Genomic DNA, 15,512 nt, shown 5'->3' with positions numbered 1-15,512 from the left:
ATCTTCCGAGTGTGTCAAACCCGCCTGGGATTGGGCTCAGGCCTTCAAGTTCGGCAGGCCCTTGAAGCAAACGGAGGATTTCCGGACAATAAGCTTGGGCGGGATAATGATCTTGACTGGGGCGCTCTGCAAACCTCCGATCCTGTCCAGCATTTGCCGGGCCGCCTCAACACCCCATTGGTCATGAAAGACCGATACTGTGGTCAGCTTAGGCTCCACCGTTTCCGTCTCCAGAATATTGTCAAAGCCCACAATGGCCATATGCTCGCCTGGGATAAAACCTTGCAGCCGCAAGCCGATGGTGACGCCAAGGGCAATAATATCATTATGGCAGAAGCAGGCCGTCGGCGGGTTCTCCAGCTGTAGCACCTCCTGAATGGCGCGGATTCCTCCCTCACGGTTCAGCGGGGTAGGTATAATGAGCTTGGGGTCCACTTCCAGGCCGTATTCCTGCAGGGCGCTGCAGTAGCCGTCTATCCGTTCCTGGTAGGCTGTATTGCCGGGAAGCATACCACCGATATAGGCGATCCGCCGGTGCCCCTGTTCTACCAGATGCCGGACAGCCAATTGGGAGCCTAATCTGTAATCCGTGCCCACGTAATCCGCGCCAGAGCCCGCTACCTCCCGCCCCATGAGAAGCGCCGGTATTTGCAGGGCACGCAGCTTGTTGAACAGAGTCGGCTGGGTGTCGACCACCGGAGTCAGAATAATGCCGCATACCCGGTGCTCCAGCATCGTTTCCAGCACCCGTTCCTGCTTCTCCCGGGATTCGGAGGACATGCCCAGCAGGAAAGTAAACTGCTGTTTATAGAGCATGTCCTCGACTTTCGTTAGCATCTGATGATAGAAGGGGTTTTCAAAATCGGTAATCACGATTCCCACCGTGGAAGAGCTTTGGGAGCGGAAGCTCGCCGCCACCCTGTCATACACATAGCCGAGCTTTTCGATGGATTCTATAACTTTCTTGTGGGTGCTGGGCTTAATAGACTTGCTTCCTCTGACGACCAGCGATGCTGTCGCCCGGGAAACCCCGGCATCATCGGCCACATCCTGAAGGGTAACCCGCTTGTCCCGCGAAGCCAAACCGCATTCCTCCTTTTTCCGTACGATTCATTTCCTTTATCCGGATAAATTTACAATAGTATAGCATACATTCCGAACAGATAATATTTAGTATTGACAGGCTTACAGGCACCTGCTACGATTATCCCCAGTAAACTTATATGCATTTAAGATTATTATTTCCGGACGGAACAAAAATTTTTTTCTCACAAAATTAGATCGATATAATTTTACGGGAAAAGGACGGTTTCGGCAAGATTTATTCCCCGGAAAGCTGCCGAAGGTTCCGTGTTGTCTGGTTATCCGGTTGTTACGGTGAAAGGGGTTTTGCCATGATCGAAATCAAAAAGTTATACAAATCCTTCGGGGACAAGCCTGTACTCTCGGGCATTAATGTAACCATCGGGGACGGAGATATTTATGGTCTTGTAGGTATAAGCGGCGCCGGGAAGTCCACCCTGCTGCGCTGCATCAACGGGCTGGAAACCTTCGAACAGGGGACCCTGCGGGTAAACGGTACAGACATCAGCAGGCTGCGTGGTGCCGAACTCCGCAAGTTCCGCAGCGGCATCGGCATGATCTTCCAGCAGTTTTCCCTGTTGGAGCGGAAGACTGTTTATGAAAATATCATGTTTCCGATGAAGTGTTACAACTACAAGAAAGCGGAGGCTGATGCGCGTATTCACGAGCTTCTGCGGCTGGTGGAGCTGTCGGACAAAATCCACTCCCGGCCCAGCCAGCTTTCAGGGGGCCAGAAGCAACGGGTGGCCATTGCCAGAGCCCTGGCCATGAATCCGAAGATTCTGCTGTGTGACGAAGCCACCAGCGCCCTGGATCCCAATATTACAAAATCCATCCTGGCGCTTTTGAAGAAAATCAATCAGGAGTTGGGCATTACCATCGTGATTGTGACCCACCAGATGGAGGTAGTGAAGGAGGTCTGCACCGATATGGCTCTCTTGAGCAAAGGGGAGCTAAAGATATCGGGTTCCGTGCAGGATATTTTCCTGGGCCGCTCTGAGGTGCTGGACGAGCTTCTCGGTTTGCCCGGTACGTGGCAGCCGGAAGACAAGGTGGTGTTCGAGATCGTACAGCGGCCAGGTCAGAATGATCTGCTGTCACGGTTCGCCACAGCTACGGGAATCCGTTTCGAGGTTGTATGGGGCGGGCTTGACCGGTATGCGGAGAGCATCGCGGGAGCCTTTACCCTTGCGGTGGACAAGGACGACTTCCCCAAGGCACAGACTTTTCTTGAGGATACGAGTACAGAATGGAGGAGAGTGTAATTTACCAGTACGATTTCCAGACCATTTTGGACCGCATCATTTTACCCGGCTTGCGCGAATCGCTTATCATGCTGGGCGGCACAGTCGTCACCTGCACCTTCTTCGGCTTTGTACTAGCGCTTATTCTTATTACCACCGATGTGAACGGGCTCAGACCCAACCGGTTAGTGTACGAAACCATAAGCGCCATTATCAACGTGCTTCGCTCCGTGCCCTTTATCATTCTTATTATTACCATCATTCCGCTGACACGGCTTGTGGTGGGCACGACCATCGGAACCACGGCGGCTATTTTTTCCATAACTATTGTGGGATCTCCGCTTATCGCCAGACTTCTGGAGGGCTGCTTCAAGGAAGTCAATCCCAGCCTCATTGAGGCAGCCAAATCCTTTGGTGCCTCTGATTGGCAAATTACATTCCATGTCATTGTGAGTGAATCCATTCCGTCCATCGTATCCCATCTAACCTTAGGGTATGTTTCCCTGCTGGGCTTTACGGCCATGGCCGGCACAGTGGGCGCTGGAGGACTGGGAGCGGTGGCGCTGACCTACGGCTACCAGAACTTCAACGATACCATCATGTACAGCACTGTGGTCATTCTCATTATTATCGTGCAATTCATTCAGTTCGGCGGCAATTTTCTTTATCGAAAGCTAAAATAAGCTTTTATTCCAAACCAATCCCAAGAAAAGAGGTATGCTTTTATGAAAAAAATGTCCTTCACCGCTCTGTCGCTGGTCATCGTCCTTGCCCTGTCGGTGCTGGCGGGCTGCAGCAAAAGCGCCTCAGGTGACCAGTCCAAACAAATCGTCATTGGGGTTATCGCCCGTGAGCAGCCGGATATCGATTACGTGGCCGAAAAGCTGAAGACCGAAGGCTATGACATTGAGGTGAAGGTGTTTAACGACAACATCGCGCTGAACAATGCCACAGCGGAAGGGGAAATTGACGCTAACTACTTTCAGAATGAGAAGTACCTGACCAGCTTCAACCAAAGCAATGGTACGAACCTGATTACCTATGGTCCCAATATCTATACGACTCCTGTGGTTTTTGTATCTAAAAAACACAAAAGCTTAGACAGCCTTCCGGAAGGTGCCAAAATCGGCATCGCCAACGACTCCGCCAACCGGGCCCGGGAACTGCAGCTGCTAGCCGACAACGGTCTAATCAAGCTCCGTGAGGGTGTAGATCTGCCAACCCTGCTGGATATTACGGAAAACAAGAAAAAGCTCAATTTCGTAGAAATTGACCCCCGGAGCCGGGTAGGCGCATTTGCTGATCTGGATGCCATGACCGCTCCCTCCATTACCGTATATCAAATGAAAGATCCCGAGGTCACCATCGATACGGCGCTGCTTCAGGAAACCCCAGAGGTTTACAAGCAGTACGGAGGTATCGTTCTCGCTATCAATAAAGACACGGAAGAACAAAACAAGGAATGGCTGGATAAGGCTGTGAACATTCTGTCCTCCAAGGAGTATGCGGAATGGCTGTTAGAAACCTATAGCGGTGTGAAAAAGCCTTACAACTCATAATCCGGCACTACTAAAATCTTATATCAAAAAGGAGAACTGATCCAAATGGCAACTGTAATCGTTTTGGCAAACACATCCCTGAATGACGCTCACAAAAAACGTTTTGTAGAGGAAATCGGCACTGCCGTAACGGAATCACTGCAGCTTCCGCCCCAGCTGAAATCCATCACCCTGCAGGAGTTTCCGCGCAGCAACAGCACGCCGAAGGATTACGAGGAGATTACCTTCTTCGTGTACACAGCCCCGGGCAAACCTGTGGAAGCCAAGCGTGCCCTTGTCCGCAACATCCAGCTTACAGCGGAGCGGGTACTGGCCGGAGTGAACGTGAAGACCATCGTCATTATTAAGGAACATGGAGATGAAAATGTGGGCGTGGGCGGCCAGCTGCGGCTGGACCAGGTCCAGGCTTAAGGAGCGGCGCTATGAAAACAATGCAAATCGGCAGTAGTGGAATCGAGGCTTCGGTCCTGACACTGGGCGCTTTCGGCATGGGAGGGGGTTTCCAGTTCCCGGACACGGACGATAGGGAATCCATCCGGGCCATCCATGCGGCACTGGATGCGGGCATCAACTGTATCGATACAGCGCCCGTGTACGGCTTCGGCCACAGTGAGGAAATCGTGGGACAAGCGATCAAGGGAAGACGCGACAAGGTGATCCTGTCTACCAAATGCGGGCTGTGGTGGGGTGATGAGGAAGGCAGCTACCGCTTCACCTGGGAGGGGCGCCGGGTCAAACGCAACCTTAGCCCCCGTGTCGTCCGCATTGAAGTAGAGGAGAGCCTGAAGCGGCTGGGGACAGATTACATCGATATTTACTATACTCATAACCCGGCCATGGAGCCGTTCCTGACGCCTATTGAGGAAACCATCGGTACCTTGATGGAGCTGAAGAAGGAAGGGAAAATACGGGCCATCGGTGCATCAAACTGCGAGTCCCATCATATTCAAAGCTATATCGGGCACGGGGAAATTTCCATTGTGCAGAAGAAATACAACATGTTGTCCAGAGAGGCGGAGGCGGATGTGCTGCCTCTGTGCAAGGACAATGGCATCAGCTTCCATGCCTATTCCCCGTTAGCCCAGGGCCTTCTTAGCGGGCACATCGGCAAGGATTATCAACTGCCTCAGGACGATCCCCGGCACAATGACCGCTGGTGGCAAGGAGAGGCTTTCCTGCTGGCCGTTGATTTCGCCCGGGAGCTTGAGGCATTGGCGCTGGAATTCGGCATCTCCACCAGTTCTCTGGCAGTGGCCTATTTGCGGGCCAAGCATGAGCATGTGAATGTAATTCTGGGCATCCGCAAGGAACGCCACCTGCACGAGAATCTGGCCGGAGCAGACTTCCGTTTCCCGGACGGTGCTGTAGAGGAAATCGACCGCCGGCTTAACCGGCTGCATCTTTCGGCTGCCGGGCAGGGCCGATGAAGGAAAGCTCTATGGAGATGAAGAGCAGCCAGGAACTGGACTGGCACATTTCTCAGTTTCTTGAAGCGAACCGGGAAGCCATGATCGAGGATGCCAAAGGGCTCATCCGCATCAACAGCGTAGGCCTGGCTTACAAACCCGGAAGCTCCCAGCCCTTCGGTGAAGGCTGCAGATCTGTCCTGGACGAAGCCATCCGGCTCATGCAGCGGGAGAAGCTGGATGTGACAGACTTTGACGGCTACGGTGTCAAAGGGGAATTGGCAGCTTCGGAGCGGGGAAGCATCGGATTTTTCGCCCATCTGGACGTGGTGCCGGAGGGCGGGGACTGGAGCTTCCCGCCTTACGAGCCCTTTGTACGGGATGGCTACCTATTTGGACGTGGGGCCATGGATAATAAAGCGGCGGCTGTGGCGGCGCTTTATGTACTGAAATTTTTTGCTGACAGCAAGCTGCCCCTCCGGCACGGGCTGTATCTGTTTCTCGGCTGCAATGAGGAAAACGGCATGCGCGATATCCGCCATTTCCTGTCCCGGCATGAGCCTCCTCTGTTCGGCATTGTGCCTGACGCCTATTTTCCCCTGTGCTTTGCCGAAAAGGGGATGCTGCGCGCGGACTTCGAAGGTGAAGCGGCAGACGGCAACCTGCTGGCCTTCAACGGAGGGACCGAATATAACGTGGTTCCCGCAGCCGCCTCGGCAATCTTGCGGGACGTGGACCCGGATCATGCAAGACAGGTGCTGCCCGGTTCCTTCACGGTTGAGGCTCTTCCGGAGGGTGTCCGCATTACGGCATCGGGAAAAGCGGGGCATGCCGCCTTTCCCGAGGGCACGGACAACGCCGCCGTGAAGCTGGCAGCCGCTCTTGCCGCCCATGGGCTGGTTCGGGGCAGCCGGACTCTGCGGGCGCTGGCTTTCGTGCAGGAATGCTTCGCCAGTCCTTACGGACATGGCTTGGGCATCGCCTTCCGCGACATGTCGGGAGAAGCCACAATCAATGCGGCCGTCCATATGGAAAACGGCAGGCTTCGCCTGTTATGCGATATCCGCTACGGGGTTACCCAGGAGAAAAGCGGTATACAGCAGCTGCTGGAAGAGGCGGCCGCCCGTTACGATATGCGGCTGACCCGCACGGAGGATAGTCCGCCGCATTATATCGCCCCGGATGATCCTATTGCGGCGGCTCTATGTGATCTGGCCAACCGGGAGCTGGGCACCAACCAGCCCCCTTATGCCATGGGCGGCATTACCCATGCCAGATGGCTGCCACGGGCAGCAGCGTTCGGCCCTCTGCGCCGGGACAAGCCCTCCCCCTTTCCTGCCGGAAGAGGAGGAGGTCACCAGCCGGACGAGGCCATGTATTTGGAGGCCATATGGGATGCCTTCCTGATTTATGTTAAGGCGGTTCTTGTGATAGACAAGCTGTTAAGCGAGGAGAAAGAACAAAATTAACAGTGTGAAGCACCGGCCTTCCAGGCCGGTGCTTCCGTATGTCTCTGCTGGCATGAAACTCGAATGGCATTCGACACACACACAAGAAACCCAACTTATAATAGCGCTTTCTTCATCATTTTACATAGTCTTCTTTTAAAATACTGTATATCTCTAAATCGACGATTCCTTTACCTGCCCATAGTGTCGCTTGTCTTAATGTTCCTTCTTTGATGAAGCCATTCTTCAACAATACCTTTTTTGAAATCTCATTTTGAGGCATCACTTCAGCCTGAATTCTGTTGACGTTGACATCCACAAACAAAAAATCGATTAATATTTTCACCGCTTCGCTAGCAATACCTTTACCCCAATGTGCTTCCGACAAAAAGTAGCCAATCGTCACAGCATTTACCTTCTGATTAAAGTCGACTGCTTCAATAATTCCAAGCAACCGGTCAGGGTCAGAGCTGGCAAATATCCCCCACTTAACCCTTGATCTTTTATTATAATCTCTCTCGAAATGCCCGATCATGCTTCTCACAGTATCTTTATTGTGTTTGGGTATTATGCCACAGTATTCAAATACCTTTTTATTGTTATAGATTTCAAAGACTTCGTTAAAATGATGATCTTCAATCTTCTTTAATACGAAATTATCTGACTTCAGGCTAGGAAGCTGCTCATAAACTGCTTCAATGTTCATTCCATCACCGCTCCATATCTTCTTTATAATTGATAAATCTCTAAACTCCAGCTCTTTTAAGAATGAATTTTGGGCTATTAACCCCTTTACCCTCTCTATCGTATTAATCCCTTTGGGTACGCCACCATTTCTATGAAGTAATATCCACCTAAGACAAGCCAACGCCTCAAAAACTTCAAGCTCATTCTGCTGAATATCATTATCTAACAGATAAGCGGAACGAAATACATGTGCATATCGCTCTGAGATGTATATTTTTTGTAGAGTAAGTGACCACGCAAAATCATATCTGGAATCCCCTAATTGTCCGTTCGTCCAATCAATTACGGTGTATCGGTCATTTTCCTCTAGAATATTTCCTAAATGGAAATCACCATGAATGATCCGATCCAGCTTGATTTGACTGATATGCACAAGAGAAATTAATGCGCTATTCAAGTCATCATGTTCCCTTACTCCAGGAAAAAAATAATCAATGAAATCGTACTTAGGTAGATGTATATTTCCAATCTCTTCTACATGAATTTGATGTATCCTTGATAATATATTCGCAATCTCAATCATTTTCTTTTCATTCAGTTCGTTAACCGGCATCCCGTCAAAGGTAGTCAACAGCACCTTATCTGCATTTGGATTTACCCCCCAGCCCAATGGCTTAGAGACTGATAATCCTCTTTCAAAAAGGGCATTCAATAAATGAAATTGAAAACTAACATCAGGTCTTGAGCTCTTATTCCATATTTTCAATACAAAGCTCTCATGATCTGAACTTATCTTCATGACTTCAGCTTCAAATCCATGATCCACTGCATGTATGGTCCAGGTATTCTCTTGATTTAATAATTCCTCTATTTTTTCATTTTTTTCCACCCAATCCACGATCCCTATAGGAGATCCCAATCATCATCTTCCTTCCATACGGTTATTCATATTCTCTTCTTGACCGGTATATATAAATCAACTTTGCATTTCCCTTCCACATCTTTAGCAGGATCATTCATACAGAATTCTAGGCACGGCCTATCGTCGGCATCATACTCACTATCCGGTAACCATAGACTGAATACATTCTGATAGGCGAGAACAAACTTATCGATTGTGTCGTAGAATGGATATACAGCATACATTCCACCGGGTAGTGTTTTGAATTCCACATGTTTTGTATGTCCGGATTTCTCGAATCCATTTGGCAATGTGACACAAGCATCGTAGCGGCAAGCAAATTCTTCTACGAGATTTCCATCATCCAACGATATGCCGATAAAATAATGATTGTTCGGAGTAAGTCCCTGCCAGCTTGCCCAACGTCCCAACTTGTCCCATGCAACATGAGTATCCATGTAACTCCCGACATGCCTAACATACGCCACTTCATATTCAGGAAGTTCTTTGATTGTGATCACGTTTTTCCACGCCCTCTTCAGAATGTGATTTCTCCCAATCCCATTGTAAGCCTCAAACTGGGAGAACTCTTCTTGCTTATTGCTGAAGTGTAATGAAATATTGCGATTCTTCTTCACGCTATTTCTAACGTCACTTGGGGTCTTGCTATAGTGCTTCTTAAAGAGAGCATTGAAGGTGGATACCGATTCGAAACCGCATTGATTCGATATTGCCAAAATAGTCTTGTTAGTTTCAGCTAAAAGAAAAACAGCCTTTTGTAGACGCTCTTGATTTACAAACGCAACTGGAGTCACACCGACTATGGATGTAAATATTCTTGCAAAATGATATTTCGAAAAATTTGAAACGCCGGCCAAGTTATCGAGAGTGAGTTTTTGATTGCTATTTTCCTTAATGTATTTAATTACGTTATCAATTCTATTAAAATAGTCATTATTCATCTATCAATTCCCCAATATCTAAGTATTTATCATTTACTAAAATCAGATTACCAAAATTATACACTATTTGCACCCATTATAAGTGCTGATACATAAGTGAGAATGAACGGGGCTATTGCAGCAAAAAGCTCAAGCACCAGGCATATAGCCGCAGGCTTGAGCTTTTTAACTGTTTTAATTCCTTCAATCAATTTCCTGTTCCTGTGCGGACTTTATTACCACCAGTTTTCGTAGCTTTTTGTATAAACACATAGGTGCACTCATTTGACAACTCATCTACAAATTCGAAATCAAACCCGGTAAAACCTTTGATATCCTCCACGCACCTGATTTGCCGTTCAGCAATGAAGCGTACCATTTCACCCCGGGCCATCTTGACCAGGGTTGCTTTTTCGATCACCTTACCACCGATGTGCTGCCCGAATACACAAGTAACCATTCGAACATCTCTGCCCAGATAAGGGGAAATGCATTTGCTGTATTCCTTAGAGGCTAAATTCAGAATGCAGCCGCTCTCCGCAAGAAGCTGATCGGCCAGTTTTCTGCCCCAAAATCCATAAATCGAACTGAAGCCCGGTCCTGCCAGCTTGGCCTGCATTTCCAGTCTGTATGGAACAACCCCGTCAAACGGCCGGAGTATCCCGTAGAACCCTGACAAGATCCGTAAATGCTGCTGAAGATACTCCAGCTCTTCCGTTTGTAGCACCCCCGGTGCCATGTATTGGTACTGAATCCCTTCGTAGGCGAAGAGAGCAGGTACCAAATTGCGGGTTAAATCCATATTCTCAATCCGCTGGGCATTCAGCGTGGTGATAGCATCATTGCATTTCCATAGAGATTTTGCTTCTTCATAGTTCAGCTTTTTTAATGTGGCCAGCAGAATTTCCGACTCGTTTATAAACTGCGGCATCTGGCGGCTAGTAAAGACATCCGTGTCCGGCTTCATCTTTTTGGCAGGCGAAATAATAATTCTCATGGTACTCCCTTTTCTTGCCCCGTGGGGAAAATAAATGTACCCTTATCCTATCACAATTCACTCTCATAGGGCCTCCCTACTATTTATAAGCGCTGGTCAACCGCTGCATTGCAGCAAAAAGCTCAAGCATCGGCAGTATAGCCGCAGGCTTGAGCTTTTTGAATGTTATTTATTCGCCAATAGTTGAGATAATTGTGTCATACGGAGCTAACTCCATCGTTTGTTGCCCATACTCCGTATCAATCGTAGTGCTTTGAAGTTGATCACTATTGTTAATCACAACGAGTATTTTACTTTCTGGATAATAGGCACACTCTGTAAATAAGTTATCCGTAATGTACTTCGTTTCATGCAGCTCATTGCCCGCAAAGCGGATTAGATTCAGCAGCAATCTTGTATTCGCAAAACTAAATTCAAACGAAGGAAGGTAGATCCCCTTGCCTTTACCAAAGGCATGAGTAGACAGTGTGATCTTGCCGCCCGTTTCATCCACTACCGCAGCTGACCCGTCGGTAAGATAAATGCTATTCTTAGGTGTTATGCTGGCCCCTTCAGGCACCAAGCTGTGCTCGTCCCGGGTCTCATAAGTCCATTTGCCATGAGCGACCCTGGAGCCGGTATCCTCATCCAGACCGAGAACATGTGCCATTCTGAAGTAGCTGTCATAGCCATCGACCGCCGAAGGCTGGTTAATCCCGATAAAGGTACCGCCCTCATACACCCATTGGGTCAATATATCCACACACTTGTTGTCTTTCCAGTAGTCCCCGCCGCTCCAGGCAGATCCGGCAGAGCCGGCATTGATCACTACATCACAATCCTGCAATACGCCCTGACGGATATCCTCAAAATCAATGAACTGCACGTCAACCGGCAATCCGGATAAAGCTTCATTAAAATGAATCAAATCATGCATATACGTTTCATGGAAATGGCCGGACAATGTCCACGATCTTAATTTGCCCCAGCTGTGCAGAATGGCTACTCTCGTCTTTATTTGATAAGGCTTGCCTTGTTGATGCAGCTCTTTAATTTGTCTAAATTCACCCGCAATCTTTTCGATGTAATCGCAGAAATCCGGGTAAGGCTCTACCAGATGCAAATACCCGCCCAGTCCGATCCGGTCAATAGACTCCCGCAGGAGCGCGCGCCGGATGTTGATCCAGTACTTTTTGGCATCCAGCGTGGGGTCGCCGCCCTCCATAAAGGTAGGAAGTCCGCCTAGCCCGACCGGAAAAAGATACGGATGCAGCCGGATCTCATGTGTATCCACTTTTACACCTGAACACAGCCGTGCCTCATAACCCGAGAACACGCATTTAATCATCCCGTCAAAGCCAAACTCCTGAAAGCGGTCATTGTAAGGCTCTACGCCAACCCAGCTATCATCATAGAAGACATACGCCAGTTTGTCGTGCCGATGCACAATGTCAATCAATTGCTTGCCAAATCCGATTACAAAATCATTGATGAAGGCCATCCAGTCGAGCTTGCGCTGCTTAGCCGGGATGTGACTGACGCGATAGTTGCCGCCATTCACAAAATCCTCGGCCGTCAGCGAATAGCCATATCTCTTAGCGAACAGATCAAGCGCTCTTGAACTTACCGTGAAATCATATGAACCCCAGTCCGAGAACAAATGGCGGTTGCGCTCATTGCTGCCCCAGATCCAGGCGAAATTATAAAAAAGCGAAGTAAACCGGACAACCGTTGTTTCCTTATGCTGTACACACCAGTCTTCCATCCAGTCCAGCAGATATGCCTGCGTTTCCGGATAGATGGGATCAATCTGCATCAAATGCTCTTTATCCCAGTTGTTCGTCGTATGATTGTACATGGAGATCTCTTCCCAGATCCGGTAGGCCATGAAACTGACCGTGTATTTATGCCAAGGTGCAATTCCGGTAAGGACTACATTTCCCGATTCCCGGTCATAATTCCACTGTTCTCTCGGAACTTCCTCCCCGGTCGTCCGGTCTACAACCTGCCAATACTTAAACGCCTCTTTGGAATCATTCACTCTGAATTGTTCAGCAAAAAAATCCTCCATCAGATAGATGGATACATAATCTAGTACAGCCACCTTTGGATTCGTAATTAAAAAACACTGCTGCAGCTTATCCGGATTTTGCGACGCCCACACATTATGTTCCCTAATGATACAGATTGTAGAGTAGATACCGTACCCTGCATTGATAATCTCATCGGACAATTGTGTGCCGTCACTGTCACGGATGACATCGGCTCCCCACCGTTCAGCGAGTTTCAGGGTCAGCGCCTCATAACCGGATTCTCCCGGCAGGGTAAAGGCCCCCTTAGTTAGATTGGACAACCTGGTTCCCTCCTATTTAAGCATATCTGATAGAAAAGCGAGTGCTAGACCTTGACCCCAGCCTTGAATCCATTCTTTGGGGATATTGCGATACCCTTCCCGGTCCTTCATCACCGCTGTTCCGCCCGATACACCCAGCACCCGTCCATCTTCGCTGATATTGTCCAATATGCCTTTCAGGGCCTTTTGCACATATTTGGTATGCAGCGGATTACCGTTATTGATCATAGCCGCCGCAATCCCGCAAGAGGCGGATACTTCTTCATAGGACTCTTCGTCATCCAGCACCGTCCGCCACAAACCGTTCTCCGTCTGAACAAGCTTGAGTGCCGCCAGCTGATCCCGGAGTGAACACTCCACGTCCATACACTGAGGGTACAAATACCAGTCCTTCAAAAGCGGTTTGACCTGCGACATGGTGTAGGCGCCCCAAGCATTCGCTCTACCCCAATATAATCCCGACATGTGATCCTGCTTGATGTTATTGTAGCCGTGGTACCAGAAACCGCTGCTAGGGTCCTGCAGGTATTTGATATGCCAGTAATATTGATTCAGGGCATCCTGGATCATTTCCTGATCATTTAGCTTGCTTCCTACACGGAGCAGAAAAAATGCCGCCATAAACAACGTATCCGCCCAGGCCTGTTCCGGAAAATCATTCGACACAGATACGGTATGCTGCAGCACATTGTCCCCAAACCTCAGCGCATTGCTGCGGAGATAATCCACCTTGCTCATCACAATATCCCAATATTTCTGGTTGCCAGTCTCTTCATACAAGGTGATCAGCATGTGGCCCATGGCACAGGTGTTCACTGTCCAGTCCGGCAGGCCCAGCTCGATATATTCATCTGCCCACTGGACAAGCATATCCAAATACTCTTTATTCCCTGTGGTCTGATAGGCTCTGGATACCCCATAATATGCCACCCCGCAAGGCCATTCCCACGTTAAATCCATCGCAAGTGTTTTTCTGGTGACTTTGTCGATAACGCTTAATATTTCTTTCCTGTCATAATTGATTTGAAGCATCTGTATTCCCCTCTCCTTCGCACACGCCCCCAAAGGCGCCTTTAGAGCCGTCCGTCTTATTGTAAACGCTTTATAGATTCTATTGTAAGCAGTATAATGGTATACATCTAAGCACATTCGCAGCAAAACTGCGCAATTTCAACCATTTGTTGAAGAGAGGTATAAAGATTGAACTTGTGGTTTTTCTACTTTGGGGTTGGCAGTGACTCCAGAGAATGTTTGGACTTTCGGCCGCTGTTAGGTTTGGATTTCCTGAATTTAACCGCGATTCGCGGTAGAAATCCAAACCTAAAGGCGGACGCTATCGCTCCTACAGTTCCAAAATTCCCTTCCGCCACTTTTCCCTAAGTTTATATTCATAAATTCAATCTATATAGTTGAAGTTACCTACCTCCAACCCACACAAATTCACGTTATGGAATGGGAGCAGCGAATATGCCCAGAAAAAAGAAGCCTGTCATTGAGTACCGCCATTATAGCTTGCCTATCCATTTCCCTGTCCTGCTGTTAAGCGGGGACCGCTGGAGGATTTCCGATATCAAAAGCGAACATCTCCATTTCCATAACCATTTGGAGATTGGCATTTGCTATTCAGATAGCGGCATCATGGAGATCAAAGGAGAAGACGTCCCCTTTAAAGCCGGAGATGTGACCTTCCTTCCCAGATACTTGCCCCATACCACGTACAGTTCGCCGGATACAGCGAGTCTGTGGTCCTATCTCTTTTTTTCACCAGAGGAGCTGTTTCAGCATTCCTTCAAAAGTGCCTACAGCAGCTTCGAGCCGAACCTGTGGAGAGTGCAGGGAAAGAACTGTATTTTGAACAAGGAGCAATATCCCAAAGTCTATTCCCTTGCCACATCGGTCGTGGAGGAGCTCAAGGAGCAGAAGCCTTACTACCAGGAAAGCGCTTACGGATTATTGTTGTCTCTTTATATAGAATTGCTTAGAATTCATTCCACAAATGAAGCGCTGGCCGAACAAGAAACAGAGCATAGTATGAAGGGCTATTTCGCTATTTCTCCAGCTCTGGAGTATATCACGAAAAACTATATGACCCCCATCACCATTGATTTCCTGGCGGATTCATGCCACTTAAGCACAACGCATTTCCGCAGAAAATTCCACGAAATCATGGGAACGGCACCTCTCGATTTCCTGAGCAGCACCCGAATCGAAGAGGCCTGCAAGCAGCTAAAAAGCACGGATGATTCCATTCTTTCGATCTCTGAGCAGGTCGGATTTCGTTCTATTTCCAGCTTCAACCGCTGCTTCTCCAGGCTCATGGGAGAGTCGCCCAAACAATGGCGTAAAGGGGCACAGTCCGAAGCGCAGTCAGCGAAGGCGTCGATATTGGAGTTTACGGGGTGGGTCTGAGGTGGGTGTATATAGTTTTACTAAGGTATCATCGTGGACTTATCCTCCAGCAAGACGATATCTTCTCCTTGCCGTTGTCTCATTTTAATATTCTCTTTTCCCCAGGTACACATAACGTCAACGATCTTATTGGCTGTAACCCCATATTCCGTGAGGCTATATTCGACTTTTGGCGGCATCTGCGGGTATACATATCTTCTGACGAGTCCATCCTCCTCAAGCTCCCGAAGCTGCTGGATCAGAACCTTTTGTGAAATGCCTTGAATATTCCGCTGTAATTCGCTTGTTCTCTTCGCACCGGGCATCAGTAAGCAGATGATCAGAGATTTCCACTTTCCACCGAGGATTTCAAGTGTTGCCTCTATGCCCAAATGATATTGCTTCATTGAATAACACCTCGTTAATGACGATCTTATACCACCGGTCTAAAAACTCATTGTTGCATATCTTTTTTTCCGAGTCCAGTACGTACTTTGAAGTAACCATCTTACTTTATTGTGTGTAT

14 protein-coding genes and 1 pseudogene are annotated in these 15,512 nt (G+C 48.6%); 7 read left to right on the top strand and 8 right to left on the bottom strand.

Translation table 11 applies throughout. The features are described from left to right. Positions 1-36 precede the first annotated feature (36 nt). Positions 37-1,083 (bottom strand): LacI family DNA-binding transcriptional regulator, encoded by a 1,047-nt coding sequence (locus NST99_RS03685; protein WP_341089787.1) that lies wholly within the window; start codon positions 1,081-1,083, stop codon positions 37-39. 311 nt (positions 1,084-1,394) lie between these two features. Between NST99_RS03685 and NST99_RS03680 the strand changes: the two genes are divergently transcribed. The 6 genes from NST99_RS03680 to NST99_RS03655 are packed head-to-tail and all read left to right on the top strand — an operon-like array spanning position 1,395 to position 6,761. Then, positions 1,395-2,348, top strand: coding sequence for a methionine ABC transporter ATP-binding protein (locus NST99_RS03680; RefSeq protein ID WP_341089786.1), 954 nt, complete (start codon positions 1,395-1,397; stop codon positions 2,346-2,348). Then, positions 2,333-3,010 carry a methionine ABC transporter permease gene (locus NST99_RS03675; RefSeq protein ID WP_341089785.1) on the top strand — a complete coding sequence of 226 codons (678 nt, stop codon included), beginning with the start codon at positions 2,333-2,335 and terminating at the stop codon, positions 3,008-3,010. Before NST99_RS03680 ends, NST99_RS03675 begins: the two co-directional genes overlap by 16 nt. A 42-nt stretch (positions 3,011-3,052) precedes the next feature. Beyond that, positions 3,053-3,886 (top strand): MetQ/NlpA family ABC transporter substrate-binding protein, encoded by an 834-nt coding sequence (locus NST99_RS03670; RefSeq protein ID WP_341089784.1) that lies wholly within the window; start codon positions 3,053-3,055, stop codon positions 3,884-3,886. Positions 3,887-3,931: 45 nt separating this feature from the next. After that, the gene (locus tag NST99_RS03665) at positions 3,932-4,297 is read left to right on the top strand and encodes a tautomerase family protein (RefSeq protein WP_341089783.1); all 366 of its coding nucleotides are present in this window, start codon (positions 3,932-3,934) and stop codon (positions 4,295-4,297) included. Between the two features lie 11 nt (positions 4,298-4,308). Next, complete coding sequence (locus NST99_RS03660; protein ID WP_341089782.1) at positions 4,309-5,313, top strand: aldo/keto reductase; 1,005 nt, start codon at positions 4,309-4,311, stop codon at positions 5,311-5,313. Continuing rightward, complete coding sequence (locus tag NST99_RS03655) at positions 5,310-6,761, top strand: Sapep family Mn(2+)-dependent dipeptidase (RefSeq protein WP_341089781.1); 1,452 nt, start codon at positions 5,310-5,312, stop codon at positions 6,759-6,761. Before NST99_RS03660 ends, NST99_RS03655 begins: the two co-directional genes overlap by 4 nt. Positions 6,762-6,876: 115 nt before the next feature. Here the strand turns inward: NST99_RS03655 and NST99_RS03650 are convergent, their stop codons facing one another. The 6 genes and pseudogenes from NST99_RS03650 to NST99_RS03625 form a co-directional block, all read right to left on the bottom strand. Next, positions 6,877-7,446 carry a GNAT family N-acetyltransferase gene (locus NST99_RS03650; RefSeq protein WP_341097540.1) on the bottom strand — a complete coding sequence of 190 codons (570 nt, stop codon included), beginning with the start codon at positions 7,444-7,446 and terminating at the stop codon, positions 6,877-6,879. Positions 7,447-7,668: 222 nt separating this feature from the next. After that, positions 7,669-8,253, bottom strand: a pseudogene (locus NST99_RS03645) (aminoglycoside phosphotransferase family protein); the annotation flags it as partial. A gap of 119 nt (positions 8,254-8,372) precedes the next feature. Beyond that, positions 8,373-9,290 carry an AraC family transcriptional regulator gene (locus NST99_RS03640; RefSeq protein WP_341089777.1) on the bottom strand — a complete coding sequence of 306 codons (918 nt, stop codon included), beginning with the start codon at positions 9,288-9,290 and terminating at the stop codon, positions 8,373-8,375. Between the two features lie 187 nt (positions 9,291-9,477). Further along, positions 9,478-10,266, bottom strand: coding sequence for a peroxide stress protein YaaA (gene yaaA, locus NST99_RS03635; protein WP_341089773.1), 789 nt, complete (start codon positions 10,264-10,266; stop codon positions 9,478-9,480). A gap of 169 nt (positions 10,267-10,435) precedes the next feature. Next, positions 10,436-12,598: a 1,3-beta-galactosyl-N-acetylhexosamine phosphorylase gene (gene gnpA, locus NST99_RS03630; RefSeq protein ID WP_341089772.1), complete on the bottom strand. Its 2,163-nt coding sequence runs from the start codon at positions 12,596-12,598 to the stop codon at positions 10,436-10,438. A gap of 12 nt (positions 12,599-12,610) precedes the next feature. Next, positions 12,611-13,630: a glycoside hydrolase family 88/105 protein gene (locus NST99_RS03625; protein ID WP_341089771.1), complete on the bottom strand. Its 1,020-nt coding sequence runs from the start codon at positions 13,628-13,630 to the stop codon at positions 12,611-12,613. Between the two features lie 435 nt (positions 13,631-14,065). On the opposite strand from NST99_RS03625, the gene NST99_RS03620 reads away from it, so the two are divergent. Further along, a complete protein-coding gene (locus NST99_RS03620) occupies positions 14,066-15,007 on the top strand; it encodes an AraC family transcriptional regulator (RefSeq protein ID WP_341089769.1) in 942 nt (313 codons plus the stop codon). A 20-nt stretch (positions 15,008-15,027) separates the two neighbouring features. Here NST99_RS03620 and NST99_RS03615 read toward each other — a convergent pair whose 3' ends face one another. After that, positions 15,028-15,393, bottom strand: a complete 366-nt coding sequence (locus NST99_RS03615) for a winged helix-turn-helix transcriptional regulator (protein ID WP_341089768.1) — start codon at positions 15,391-15,393, stop codon at positions 15,028-15,030. Positions 15,394-15,512 lie beyond the last annotated feature (119 nt).

Source organism: Paenibacillus sp. FSL L8-0470 (genome assembly GCF_038008625.1).
Taxonomy (GTDB): Bacteria; Bacillota; Bacilli; order Paenibacillales; family Paenibacillaceae; genus Paenibacillus_AQ.
The sequence above is the reverse complement of the archived record's forward strand: the minus strand, read 5'-3'. Positions and strand labels throughout refer to the sequence as shown.

What these genes read in the sequence shown, in the direction of transcription:
- NST99_RS03680 (WP_341089786.1), top strand. Translation starts at nt 1,395, where the DNA reads ATGATCGAAATCAAAAAGTTATACAAATCCTTCGGGGACAAGCCTGTA.
- NST99_RS03675 (WP_341089785.1), top strand. Translation starts at nt 2,333, where the DNA reads ATGGAGGAGAGTGTAATTTACCAGTACGATTTCCAGACCATTTTGGAC.
- NST99_RS03670 (WP_341089784.1), top strand. Translation starts at nt 3,053, where the DNA reads ATGAAAAAAATGTCCTTCACCGCTCTGTCGCTGGTCATCGTCCTTGCC.
- NST99_RS03665 (WP_341089783.1), top strand. Translation starts at nt 3,932, where the DNA reads ATGGCAACTGTAATCGTTTTGGCAAACACATCCCTGAATGACGCTCAC.
- NST99_RS03660 (WP_341089782.1), top strand. Translation starts at nt 4,309, where the DNA reads ATGAAAACAATGCAAATCGGCAGTAGTGGAATCGAGGCTTCGGTCCTG.
- NST99_RS03655 (WP_341089781.1), top strand. Translation starts at nt 5,310, where the DNA reads ATGAAGGAAAGCTCTATGGAGATGAAGAGCAGCCAGGAACTGGACTGG.
- NST99_RS03650 (WP_341097540.1), bottom strand. Translation starts at nt 7,446, where the DNA reads ATGAACATTGAAGCAGTTTATGAGCAGCTTCCTAGCCTGAAGTCAGAT.
- NST99_RS03640 (WP_341089777.1), bottom strand. Translation starts at nt 9,290, where the DNA reads ATGAATAATGACTATTTTAATAGAATTGATAACGTAATTAAATACATT.
- yaaA (WP_341089773.1), bottom strand. Translation starts at nt 10,266, where the DNA reads ATGAGAATTATTATTTCGCCTGCCAAAAAGATGAAGCCGGACACGGAT.
- NST99_RS03625 (WP_341089771.1), bottom strand. Translation starts at nt 13,630, where the DNA reads ATGCTTCAAATCAATTATGACAGGAAAGAAATATTAAGCGTTATCGAC.
- NST99_RS03620 (WP_341089769.1), top strand. Translation starts at nt 14,066, where the DNA reads ATGCCCAGAAAAAAGAAGCCTGTCATTGAGTACCGCCATTATAGCTTG.
- NST99_RS03615 (WP_341089768.1), bottom strand. Translation starts at nt 15,393, where the DNA reads ATGAAGCAATATCATTTGGGCATAGAGGCAACACTTGAAATCCTCGGT.